Source organism: Cellulomonas endophytica (genome assembly GCF_004123805.1).
GTDB classification, from domain to species: domain Bacteria; phylum Actinomycetota; class Actinomycetes; order Actinomycetales; family Cellulomonadaceae; genus Cellulomonas; species Cellulomonas endophytica.
The window spans coordinates 1-11311 of the sequence record NZ_RWJX01000096.1 but is presented as its reverse complement, the minus strand read 5'-3'; the positions used below and the strand labels follow the sequence as shown (position 1 = coordinate 11311).

The window sequence follows — 11311 nt, the reverse complement described above, 5'->3', positions numbered from 1 at the left end:
CGGGCGCCGCGGGCGACGGCCGGACGGGCCCCGCCGCGGTCCGCGCCGCGGCGCCGGCCGACGCCCCGGCGCTGGCGGCCCTCGCCGCCCGCACCTTCCCGCGGGCCTGCCCGCCGGGCACCGACCCGGCCGCCGTGGCCCGCCACGTCGTCACGGAGCTGACCGCGGAGCGCTTCACGGCCTGGGCCGTGGCGGACGGCGCGGTGCTGCTCCTGGCCGAGCGCGCCGGCGGTCCCGCGGGCTACGCGCTCCTGCTCGCCGACGAGCGGCCGCCCGCCCCCGTGCCCGCTCCCGCCGTGCTGCTGTCCAAGGCCTACGTCGACCTGGAGGAGGAGGGCACGGGCACCGCCGGCGCCCTCGTGACGGCCGGCCTCGAGCGGGCCGCGGCTCTGCTCGGGCCCCGTCCCGTGTGGCTCGGGACGAACGTCGCGAACGCCCGCGCCCGCGCCTTCTACCGTCGGCGGGGCTTCGTCGAGGTGGGCACCCGGACCTACGTGGTCGGCGGCCAGGCCCACGACGACGTGGTCATGCTGCTGCAGACCGTCCCCGGGGCCTGAGGGGCGCGAGCCCCCGCCGAGGCCGGCCGCGGAGCCGGCCGGGCCCCGGTCAGCCGCGCGCCTCGAGCTCGACGCGCGTGGTCCCGTCGCTCTCCGTGCTGACGGACAGCAGGCCGCCGGCGCCCAGCGACGGTGAGGTGAAGTCCGCGGTGGTCCGGTGCGGTCCCGGCACCTCGGGCTCCAGGACGAGGTGCGGGAAGGCCGCCCGCGCGGCGGCGGTCGCCGCGGCCACGTCGAGGCCGGGAGCCGACCACGCTACCATGACCACGGGGGCGGCGCCCTGCACGAGGGTGAGCCGGGCGAAACGGGTGGGCCAGTCGGGCGGCGCCGAGCCCGCGGTGAGGCGCTCGACGAGGCCGAGGACGCGCTCCTCGGTGAGGTCGGGGCCGCCGTCGTCGCGCCGCGGCAGGTGCTGCACGTGCAGGAGGCTGCCGCCCTCGGGTCGCGCGACGACGTCGACGGAGTCGGCCGAGGCCCCCGCGGTGCGCAGGAGGACGGACACGGTGCGCCGACCGTCGTCGTCGGCCTCGACGACGTCGAGCACGCTGGTTCCCGGGGGCGGCGCCGCCACCTGCTGGGCGACGAGGGCGTCGACGCCCTCGGGCGTCTCGACGAGCAGGTCGGCCTCCAGCCCCTCGAGCCGGGCCCCGCCGGCGGGGTCCGCGGAGAGCTGGAGGCCGACGCTGAGGCTGCGCCAGGTGCCCGCGGCGGGCAGGGCGACGCGGACGGGCTGGCCGGCCCAGGCGACGAGCTCCGCGGGGGACAGGGCCGCGAGGGCCTCCGCGGTGGGCAGGAGGGACTCGGCGGCGGTGCCGGTGCCGGCCGACGGGTCCGCCTCGGCGGGGTCGGCGAAGGTCGGGGCCGGCGGGACGACGACGGGCTCCCGGACGGTCGGCATGCTGCCCCGACCGGCGGGCGGGGGTGACGGCACCGTGGTCGGCGCCGCCGTGGCGCCCGCGCCGCACGCGGCCAGGAGCACCACGAGGGCGGCGGCGAGCGTCGCTCGGGCCGGCGGGAGCGGTCGCCGCGCCATGAGGACCTCCGGGGCCGGGCGTCCGGGCGGCGCCCGGCGGTCGGGGCCGGTCGACCCGGGTGCGCTGCGCCAGCCTGCCGTGGACGGCCGCGCCGCGTCGACGTGACGTGGGACACGTCCGGGGGCGGCGGGGAAGTCATCCGCCGGAGGGTGCCCGGAGGAGGACCGGCATGAGGAGAGGTGCCCGCGAAAGGACTCGAACCTTCGACCTTCTGCTCCGGAGGCAGACGCTCTATCCACTGAGCTACGCGGGCGGCACCGGCGGACCGGCGGTGCACGAGCCTAGCAGCCGCCCGGCGCAGGTCCGGCCCCCTCGTCGAGCGGCTCCCCGCTGCCCCGTGGGCCCGGCCGCGGGAGGCGTCAGGCGGACGCGGCGTCGCGGGGCTCGGGCAGCCCGTCGAGGAACTCCGACAGGTAGTCCTCCGTCTCGCGGACGGCACGGTCCGCGTCGCCGGCGACGATCGCCTCGACGAGTCCGTCGTGCGCGTCGGGCCCGTGCGTGTCGGAGACGAAGTTGAACCGGATGTTCTCGCCGATGGCGTCGACGAGGTTGTCGTACAGGGTCCGCAGCAGGGGGTTGCCGGCGGCGCGGACGACGCAGCGGTGCAGCGCCAGGTCGGCCTCGACGAGGCGGTCCATGTCGCCCGCGAGGTGCGCCGCGGCCCGCTCGTCGCGCAGCCGCAGCAGCTCGGCGGCCTCGGTGGAGCCGCGGCGCCGCGCCGCCGTCCGGCCCGCCTCCACCTCCAGCGCGCGCCGGACCTCGATCACGTCGCGCTGGCGCGCGTCGACCATGTGCCGGCCCATGGAGACCGCGAGCTCGGACGTGGACAGCACGTAGGTGCCCGAGCCCTGCCGCCGCTCGACGAGGCCCGAGTGCACGAGGGACTGCACCGCCTCGCGCACGGTGTTGCGCCCGACGCCGAGGAGCTCGACGAGCGCGGGCTCCGCCGGGATGCGGCTGCCCACGGCCCACTCCCCGGAGACGATGCGGCCGCGCAGCTCTGCGACGGCCCCCTCGATGAGACCGGTCCGACGGGTCATGGGCGGTAGGGTCCCGGCTCCGGCATGCGGTGCAGTCAACACCGGCACGTCCGCGCAGCGCCAGGTGGGGGTGTCACCCGGACGGGTGGTGGGATCACCGCCACCCGCTCCGTCCGCGGCCCGCACCGGCCGCGCCGCCCTCCCGCCCGCCGCCCTCCCGCCGCCCTCCCGCCGTCCTACCGGAGCCCCGCCGTGCCGCTCGTGCTCGTCGCCGTCGTCCTCGCCGCGCTGAACCTGCGGCTGGCGGTGGCGGTCGTCTCGCCCGTCCTCGACCTGCTGCGCGAGGACATGGGCTGGACCCCCGCGCAGGTGGGGCTGCTGGGCGCGCTGCCGCCCGTGGCGTTCGCGGTCCTCGGCGTGAGCACGCCGGCGGTGGCCCGGCGCCTCGGCACGGAGCGCGCCCTCGTCGCCGCGCTCGCCGTGGCCGTGGCGGGGGAGGTCGGCCGCTCGACGGCGACGGGCGCGGGCGCCTTCCTCGCGTGGTCCGCCCTGGCGCTGGCGGGCATGGGCGCCGGCAACGTGCTCGTGCCGCCGCTGGTCAAGCGCTGGCTGCCCGACCGGGTGGCCACCGCCACGGCGGCGTACCTCGTCGCGATGGCCCTGGGCTCGGCGCTGCCGCCGCTCGTCGTCGTGCCGCTGGCGCAGGCGCTGGGGTGGCGGCCGGCGCTGGGCGTGTGGGCGCTCGTCGGCGTCGTGGCCGTGGTGCCGTGGCTCGTCGTCCTGCGCCGCGCCCGGGCGGGCACGGGGACGAGCACGAGCGCGGGCACGGGTGCGGGCACGGGTGCGGCGGTCCTGCCGGCGGTGCCCGGCGGCCGGCGAGGGCCCAGCGTGTGGCGGTCGGGGCGCGCCTGGGCGATGGCCGTCACCTTCGCGGCGACCGCGCTGACGACCTACGTGCTGTTCGCCTGGCTGCCGCAGCTGCTCGTCGACGCCGGGGTCGGCGCGGCCGCCGCCGGGCGGTACCTCGCGCTGTTCGCCGGCCTCGGGCTCGTGAGCTCCTTCGTCGCCCCGCGCCTGACCCAGCGCGCCCGCGACCCCTGGGGGCTCGTCGTGGCCTTCGCCGCGGTGTGGGCGGCCGGTCTCCTCGGGCTGCTGCTCGCGCCGACGACCGCGACCGCGCTGTGGGCCGTCCTCCTGGGCCTGGGGCCGAGCGCCTTCCCGATGCTCCTCACCCTCGTGACGCTGCGCTCCCCGGACCCGGCGACCACCGCCGCGCTGTCCGGGATGGTGCAGGGCACGGGGTACGCGCTCGCGGCCGCCGGCCCGGTGCTCGTCGGGCTGCTGCACGACGCCACGCGCGGCTGGTCCGTGCCCGTCGGCGCCCTGCTCGGCGTCCTCGTGGTGCAGGTCGTCGCCGCGCGGTGGGCGTGCCGGCCCGGCCTGGTGCCCTCGGTGCTGGGGGCGGCTCGCGTGCCCGAGGCCGGTGGACGGCCCGCCGAGGGCCGGCCGACCGCTCGGTAGGCTGGGCCGGTGACCCCCCAGCAGCTGGCGCAGGCCGTCCGTGCCGCCCTCGTCCGGGCCGTCGAGGACGGCACCCTCGCGCTCGACCCCGAGCTCGTGCCCGACGAGGTGCACCTCGAGCGCCCCCGTCAGCGCGAGCACGGGGACTGGGCGACGAACGTCGCGCTGCAGCTGGCGAAGCGGGCGGGCACGAACCCGCGCGCCCTGGCCGCGGACCTCGCCGCGCGCCTCGGTGCCACGGAGGGGGTCGCCGCCGTGGAGGTGGCCGGCCCCGGGTTCCTCAACATCCGCCTCGACGCGGCGGCCGCCGGCGCCCTGGCCCGGACCGTCGTGGAGGCGGGGGAGGCCTACGGCCGCAACGACGCGCTGGCCGGGGTGGACCTCAACCTCGAGTTCGTCTCGGCCAACCCCACGGGCCCGCTGCACATCGGCGGGGTGCGCTGGGCGGCCGTGGGCGACAGCCTCGCCCGCGTGCTCCAGGCCTCCGGCGCGCGCGTGACGCGGGAGTACTACTTCAACGACCACGGCGCGCAGATCGACCGCTTCGCGCGCTCCCTGCTCGCGCGCTCCCTCGGCCAGGACGCGCCCGAGGACGGGTACGGCGGGCAGTACATCGCCGACATCGCCGAGCGCGTCGTCGCCGACGCCCGGGCCGCGGGCGAGCCCGACCCGCGCACGCTGCCCGAGGACGAGGCGAAGGAGGCGTTCCGGGCCCGCGGCGTCGAGCTCATGTTCGCCGAGATCAAGGCCTCCCTCGCCGCCTTCCGCGTCCACTTCGACGTGTACTTCCACGAGGACTCGCTGCACGGGAGCGGCGCGGTCGAGCGGGCCGTGGCCCGCCTGCGCGAGCTCGGCCACGTCTACGACGCCGACGGCGCCGTGTGGCTGCGGACCACCGACTTCGGCGACGACAAGGACCGCGTGGTCCTCAAGTCCGACGGCGAGGCGGCGTACATCGCCGGCGACATCGCGTACTACCTCGACAAGCGCGAGCGGGGTGCGGACCGCGTCGTCATCATGCTCGGCGCCGACCACCACGGGTACATCGGCCGGATGATGGCGGTGTGCGCCGCGTTCGGCGACACCCCGCACGTCAACCTCGAGATCCTCATCGGACAGATGGTCAACCTCGTGCGCGAGGGCAGGCCGCTGCGCATGAGCAAGCGCGCGGGGACGGTCGTGACGATCGACGACCTCGTCGACGCGGTCGGCGTGGACGCGGCCCGCTACGCGCTCGCCCGCTCGTCCGCGGACCAGAGCATCGACCTCGACCTCGACCTGCTCGCGCGGGCGACGAACGAGAACCCCGTCTTCTACGTCCAGTACGCCCACGCGCGCACGGTCAACGTCGGGCGCAACGCGGCCGACGCCGGCGTGCGCCGGGAGGACGGGTTCGACGCGTCCCTGCTCGACCACGAGAGCGAGGCGGTGCTGCTGGGGCAGATCGCCGAGCTGCCGCGCGTCGTGGCGCAGGCGGCCGAGCTGCGCGAGCCGCACCGCGTGGCGCGCTACCTCGAGGAGCTCGCCGGCGCGTACCACAAGTGGTACGACCAGCGCCGGGTCACGCCCTTCGGCGACGAGACGGTCTCGGACGTCCACCGCACGCGGCTGTGGCTCAACGACGCGACGCGCCAGGTGCTCGCGAACGGCCTCGGGCTGCTCGGGGTGAGCGCCCCGGAGCGGATGTGACCGGCCCCGGCGCCGTCCCCGCGCCCACGGCGGGGGCGGCGGTCGGCACGGGCCGCCCCGTGCCGACGGCGGTCGGCGGCGAGCCCTGGTCCTCGGGCGTCGCGCGGGGCGGGGACGGCACCGTCGTGGTGGCGGGGCTCCCGCTGGCGGACCTCGTCGCGGAGCACGGCACTCCGGCCTACGTGCTCGACGAGGCGGACCTGCGCGCCCGCGCCCGGGCCTACCGCACGGCCTTCGCGGACGCCTTCGCCCGCGTCGGCACCACCTGCGACGTCTACTACGCGGGCAAGGCGCTGCTCACGGTGGCGGTCGCCCGGTGGGTGCGCGAGGAGGGGCTCCGGGTCGACACCGCGACGGGCGGGGAGCTCGCCGTCGCGCTGCGGGCCGGGGTGCCGGGCGCGGAGATCGGCCTGCACGGCAACAACAAGTCCGACGAGGAGCTGCGGGCCGCGGCGGCCGCCGGCGTCGGGCGGGTCGTCGTCGACTCCCTCGCCGAGGTGGCGCGGGTGGCCGCGGCCGCCGACGCCGCCGGGACGCGCGTGCCCGTGATGGTCCGCGTCACCACCGGCGTGCACGCCGGCGGGCACGAGTACATCTCCACCGCGCACGAGGACCAGAAGTTCGGCCTGTCCCTCGCGCCGGCCCCCGACGGCGGCGACAGCCCGGCGATGGTCGCGCTGCTCGCCGTGCTCGAGCGCCCCGGTCTCGAGCTCGTCGGGATCCACTCGCACATCGGGTCGCAGATCCTCGACCCGGCCGGCTTCGTCGCCGCCGCGCGGGCGGTGCTGGGGCTGCGGGCGGCGCTGGCCGGGCGCACGGGGACCCTCGTCGACGAGGTCGACCTCGGCGGGGGCTACGGCATCGCCTACCTCCCGGGGGAGCGGGCCCTCGACCCGGTCCCCACGGCCGAGGCGCTGGCCGACGCCGTCGCGTCCGTGTGCGCGGAGCTCGGCACGCCGCTGCCGCGGGTGTCGATCGAGCCGGGCCGGGCCGTCGCGGGGCCGGCGGGGCTGACCGTCTACACCGTGGGCACCGTGAAGCCCGTCCGCATGGAGGACGGGACGGTCCGCACGTACGTGTCCGTCGACGGCGGGATGAGCGACAACATCCGCCCCGCCCTGTACGGCGCGGCGTACCACGCCGAGCTCGACCGCCCGAGCACCGCGCCCGGGGTCCTCGCCAGGGTCGTGGGCAAGCACTGCGAGAGCGGCGACGTCGTGGTGCGTGACGTCGTGCTGCCCGGGGACGTGCGGGCGGGGGACCGGCTCCTCGTCGCCGCGACGGGCGCCTACGGCCGCTCCATGGCGTCGAACTACAACGCCGTCCCGCGCCCGCCCGTGGTCGCGGTGCGCGACGGCGCCGCGCGGGTCGTCGTGCGACGGGAGACCGTGGAGGACCTGCTCGCCCTCGACGTGGGCTGACCGGCCGGGCCGGCCGACCGCGCCCCTATCCTGGCCCCCGTCCTGGTCCACCCGTCCCGTCCCCACCGCCGGCCCCTGGCCGGCTCCCACCGCCGGAGGCAGCCGCCGTGAGCGCACCCGAGCCCGCCCCGAGCGCGGGCGCCCGCCCGCCGATCCGCGTGGCCCTCCTGGGCTGCGGGACCGTCGGCACGGAGGTCGTGCGGCTCCTCGGTGCGCAGGCCCCGGACCTGGCCGCGCGTGTCGGCGCCCCCCTGGAGCTCGTCGGGGTGGCGGTGCGGGACCTCGACGCGCCGCGCGACCCCGTCGTCGACCGGGCGCTGCTGACGGCCGACGCGGAGGGCCTCGTCGAGCGGGCGGACGTCGTCGTCGAGGTCATGGGCGGGCTGGAGCCCGCGCGCGGCCTGCTGCTGCGGGCGCTGCGCGGCGGGGCCGCGGTCGTGACGGCCAACAAGGCGCTCCTCGCCGAGGACGGGCCCACGCTCTACGCCGCCGCGGACGCCGCCGGGACCGACCTCTACTTCGAGGCGGCGGTGGCCGGGGCCATCCCGATCGTGCGGCCCGTGCGGGAGTCCCTGGTCGGCGACCGGGTGCACCGGGTGCTGGGGATCGTCAACGGCACGACGAACTACGTGCTCGACCGCATGGCCACGGAGGGCCTGGGGCTCGACGAGGCCGTCGCCGCCGCCCAGGAGCTCGGCTACGCGGAGGCCGACCCCACCGCCGACGTCGAGGGCTACGACGCGGCCGCGAAGGCCGCGATCCTCGCCTCCCTGGCCTTCCACACCCGCGTGTCCCTCGCCGACGTCGACCGGACCGGCATCACGGGTCTGACGGCGGACGACGTCGCGTGGGCCGCGCGCACGGGGCACGCGCTCAAGCTCCTGGCGGTGGCCGAGCGGGCCGTGGACCCCTCCGGCGGCCCCGACGGCATCGGCGTGCGGGTCCATCCCGCGCTCGTGCCGCTGGACCACCCCCTGGCCGGTGTGCGCGGGGCCTTCAACGCCGTGTTCGTCGAGGCCGAGGCGGCCGGCGAGCTCATGTTCTACGGCCGCGGCGCGGGCGGGGCGCCCACGGCCTCCGCCGTGCTCGGGGACGTCGTCTCCGTCGCGCGTCACCGCGTGCAGGGCGGCCGCGGCCCCGTGGAGTCCTCCTACGCCGACCTGCCGGTGCTCCCGGCGGAGGCGGCCCGCACGCGCGCGCAGGTGCGGCTCCTCGTCGCGGACCGCCCGGGCGTGCTCGCGCAGGTGGCGTCCGCGCTCGCCGACCACGGCGTCTCCATCGAGGCCGTGCAGCAGACGGCGGCCCCCGCCGCGGGCGAGCCCGACCCGGCGCACCCCGACGAGCCCTCCGCGACGCTCGTCCTCACCACCCACACCACCACCGAGGGCGCCCTGCGCGCGACGGTCCGGGTCCTGGCGGACCTGCCCGCCGTGCGCCGCGTCGTCTCCGTGCTGTCCGTCCTGCGAGTCGAGGGAGCCTGATGGCCCACCAGTGGCGCGGCGTCATCGCCGAGTACGCCGACCGCCTGCCCGAGCACCTCACCCGCACGGTCGTGACTCTGGCCGAGGGCGGCACGCCGCTCGTCCCCGTCCCCGTCCTGTCGGAGCGGGTGGGCGCCGAGGTGTTCTGCAAGGTCGAGGGGATGAACCCCACGGGGTCGTTCAAGGACCGCGGCATGACGACCGCCATGTCGGCCGCCGCCGACCGGAGGGCGAAGGCGGTCGTGTGCGCCTCCACGGGCAACACCTCCGCCTCGGCCGCGGCGTACGCGACCCGCGCCGGCATGGTCTGCGCCGTCCTCGTGCCCGACGGCAAGATCGCGATGGGCAAGCTCAGCCAGGCCATCGCCCACGGCGCGCGCCTGCTCCAGGTCGACGGCAACTTCGACGACTGCCTCGTCGCGGCGCGCAAGCTCGCGGAGGCGTACCCCGTCGAGCTGGTGAACTCCGTCAACCCGGACCGCATCGAGGGGCAGAAGACGGCCGCCTTCGAGGTGGTGGACGCCCTCGGCGACGCCCCGGACATCCACGTGCTGCCCGTCGGCAACGCGGGCAACATCACGGCGTACTGGAAGGGCTACCGGGAGTACGCGGGGCTCGACGCCGGCGCCGCCCACGGGGCCGTCGCCACGCGCACGCCCGCGATGTGGGGCTTCCAGGCCGCCGGCGCGGCGCCCATCGTGCTCGGCCACCCCGTGGACCAGCCCGAGACGCTGGCGACCGCCATCCGGATCGGCAACCCGGCCTCCTGGCCGCAGGCGCTGCACGCGCGGGACACGTCCGACGGGCTCATCGAGTCCGTGACGGACGAGCAGATCCTCGCCGCGCACCGCTTCCTGTCGGCCGAGAACGGCATCTTCGTCGAGCCGGCCTCCGCAGCCGGGGTGGCCGGCCTGCTCGCGCTCGCCGACGCCGGACGGGTCCCCGCCGGGGCGCGGGTCGTCGTGACGGTGACCGGGCACGGGCTCAAGGACCCGCAGTGGGCCCTGCGGGCCGCCGACGGCAGCGAGGTCACGCCCGAGCGCACGAGCGCGGACGTGGTCTCCATCGCCGCCGCGCTCGGCCTGGGCTGACCCGCGTGCGCCTGCGCCGGGAGCACGTGCGGGTGCGCGTGCCCGCCACCAGCGCCAACCTCGGCCCCGGGTACGACGCCCTGGGGCTGGCGCTGGGGCTGCACGACGAGGTCGAGGTGCAGGTCCACGCGCGGCCCGCGGTGACCGTCGAGGTCAGCGGGGAGGGCGCGGGGGAGGTCGCCGCCGACGAGGGGCACCTCGTGGCCCGGGCCCTCCTCGAGACGTTCGACGCCGTCGGCGCGCCGCGCACGGGGCTGCACCTGCGCTGCACGAACGCCGTGCCGCACGGCCGCGGGCTGGGCTCGTCCGCGGCGGCCGTCGTCGCCGGCGTGCTGGCGGCCCGCGCGCTGCTCGGCGACCCGCCGGAGCTCGACGACGCCACCGTCCTCGGCCTCGCGACGCGGTTCGAGGGCCACCCCGACAACGCCGCGCCCGCGGTCCTCGGCGGCCTCACCCTCGCCTGGCTGCCCGGGCCGGGCGCCGTCCGCCTCGCGCTCCACCCCGCGGTCGTTCCGGTCGTCGCCGTCCCGCCCGCGCGCCTGGCCACCGCGCACGCACGGTCCGTGCTGCCCGCCGACGTCCCGCACGCCGACGCCGCGTTCCAGCTCGCGCGGGCCGCGCTGCTCGTCGAGGCGCTCGGCCGGCGGCCCGCGCTGCTGCTCGAGGCCACGCAGGACCGGCTCCACCAGGAGTACCGCCGCGCGGCCATGCCGGACTCCCTCGCGCTCGTCGACGTGCTCCGCCGGCGGGGGGTGGCCGCCGTCGTCTCCGGCGCCGGCCCGACCGTGCTCGCCCTCGGGGTGCGCGACGAGGACGGCCGCGTGGACGCGGAGGTGGCGATGGCGGAGGCGTTCGGCGGCGCGATGGGCGGGTGGCGCGTGCTCTCCCCGGGGGTCGACGACCGGGGCGGGCACGTCGTCCCCGCCGGCCCCCCGCCGCGCTGACCGGGCGGGTCGTCGACCGGCCCACCCGGTCGCGCCACGCGCACGGGTGATCTGCGGCGCGGTCCCTCGACCGTCCAGCACGCGGTGTTATCCTCGTCGCGTCCCCCTGATCCACGGTCCGGTGGCGCCTCACGCCTGGATCGGTGCGGTGCGATCGCCCGGAGGGCCCGCTCCGTGGCGGTGCCGCCCCAGGGGAGCAACCCCGCCACCCGCGTGCGTCACCGCACGCCGTGGCCGCACATCTCCACCCGCGCCGCACGGGCCGGGAGGACGGCCGGACGCCAGACGTCGCGGCCGACGACGAGGGGAAGGGTCCTTCGTGACAGACACCGTCGACTCCGCCGTGAGCAGCTCCGGCGGAGGGAACCCCGGCGCCGCCATCGCGGCGATGCGCCTGCCCGAGCTGCAGGCGCTCGCCGCCCAGCTCGGCGTCCGGGGCACCTCCAAGATGCGCAAGAGCGACCTCGTGCAGGCCATCTCCGGTGCGGGCGCCCCCCGGCCGCAGGCCCTCGAGGCGGCGCGCACCGGCACGACCACCGCCGCCGCGGACGCGCCGCCCGCCCGTCGCCGCGCCACACGCGCCGCCGCGGCGC

The 11311-nt window shown here is 78.0% G+C and carries 10 protein-coding genes and 1 tRNA gene; 8 read left to right on the top strand and 3 right to left on the bottom strand.

The window, feature by feature from the left end; all coding sequences use genetic code 11:
* Positions 1-557 (top strand): GNAT family N-acetyltransferase (locus EJA20_RS16815; RefSeq protein ID WP_338068840.1); only part of this gene is annotated, 557 nt, incomplete at its 5' end.
* 49 nt (positions 558-606) lie between these two features.
* On the opposite strand, the gene EJA20_RS16810 is transcribed toward EJA20_RS16815, so the two are convergent.
* From EJA20_RS16810 to EJA20_RS16800, 3 genes are all read right to left on the bottom strand, one after another.
* Positions 607-1455, bottom strand: a complete 849-nt coding sequence (locus EJA20_RS16810; RefSeq protein WP_164984039.1) for a hypothetical protein — start codon at positions 1453-1455, stop codon at positions 607-609.
* Positions 1456-1771: 316 nt separating this feature from the next.
* Positions 1772-1844 (bottom strand) — tRNA-Arg (locus EJA20_RS16805).
* A gap of 106 nt (positions 1845-1950) precedes the next feature.
* Entirely contained in the window at positions 1951-2631 is a 681-nt protein-coding gene (locus tag EJA20_RS16800; protein WP_129339687.1) for a FadR/GntR family transcriptional regulator, read from the bottom strand.
* A gap of 192 nt (positions 2632-2823) precedes the next feature.
* On the opposite strand from EJA20_RS16800, the gene EJA20_RS16795 reads away from it, so the two are divergent.
* From EJA20_RS16795 to EJA20_RS16765, 7 genes are all read left to right on the top strand, one after another.
* The gene (locus tag EJA20_RS16795) at positions 2824-4092 is read left to right on the top strand and encodes an MFS transporter (protein WP_240675602.1); all 1269 of its coding nucleotides are present in this window, start codon (positions 2824-2826) and stop codon (positions 4090-4092) included.
* Between the two features lie 9 nt (positions 4093-4101).
* Positions 4102-5781, top strand: a complete 1680-nt coding sequence (gene argS / locus EJA20_RS16790; RefSeq protein WP_129339685.1) for an arginine--tRNA ligase — start codon at positions 4102-4104, stop codon at positions 5779-5781.
* A 59-nt stretch (positions 5782-5840) separates the two neighbouring features.
* Positions 5841-7202 (top strand): diaminopimelate decarboxylase, encoded by a 1362-nt coding sequence (gene lysA, locus EJA20_RS16785; protein WP_129339689.1) that lies wholly within the window; start codon positions 5841-5843, stop codon positions 7200-7202.
* 107 nt (positions 7203-7309) lie between these two features.
* A complete protein-coding gene (locus tag EJA20_RS16780) occupies positions 7310-8683 on the top strand; it encodes a homoserine dehydrogenase (protein WP_129339684.1) in 1374 nt (457 codons plus the stop codon).
* Entirely contained in the window at positions 8683-9774 is a 1092-nt protein-coding gene (gene thrC / locus EJA20_RS16775; protein ID WP_129339683.1) for a threonine synthase, read from the top strand. Before EJA20_RS16780 ends, thrC begins: the two co-directional genes overlap by 1 nt.
* A gap of 5 nt (positions 9775-9779) precedes the next feature.
* Positions 9780-10718, top strand: a complete 939-nt coding sequence (gene thrB, locus EJA20_RS16770) for a homoserine kinase (RefSeq protein WP_129339682.1) — start codon at positions 9780-9782, stop codon at positions 10716-10718.
* A 319-nt stretch (positions 10719-11037) separates the two neighbouring features.
* Positions 11038-11311: Rho termination factor N-terminal domain-containing protein (locus EJA20_RS16765; protein WP_205687559.1), on the top strand; the 274-nt coding region annotated here is incomplete at its 3' end.

Coding starts and splice junctions, on each gene's coding strand:
- thrC (WP_129339683.1), top strand. CDS start 8,683: ATGGCCCACCAGTGGCGCGGCGTCATCGCCGAGTACGCCGACCGCCTG.
- EJA20_RS16800 (WP_129339687.1), bottom strand. CDS start 2,631: ATGACCCGTCGGACCGGTCTCATCGAGGGGGCCGTCGCAGAGCTGCGC.
- EJA20_RS16810 (WP_164984039.1), bottom strand. CDS start 1,455: ATGCCGACCGTCCGGGAGCCCGTCGTCGTCCCGCCGGCCCCGACCTTC.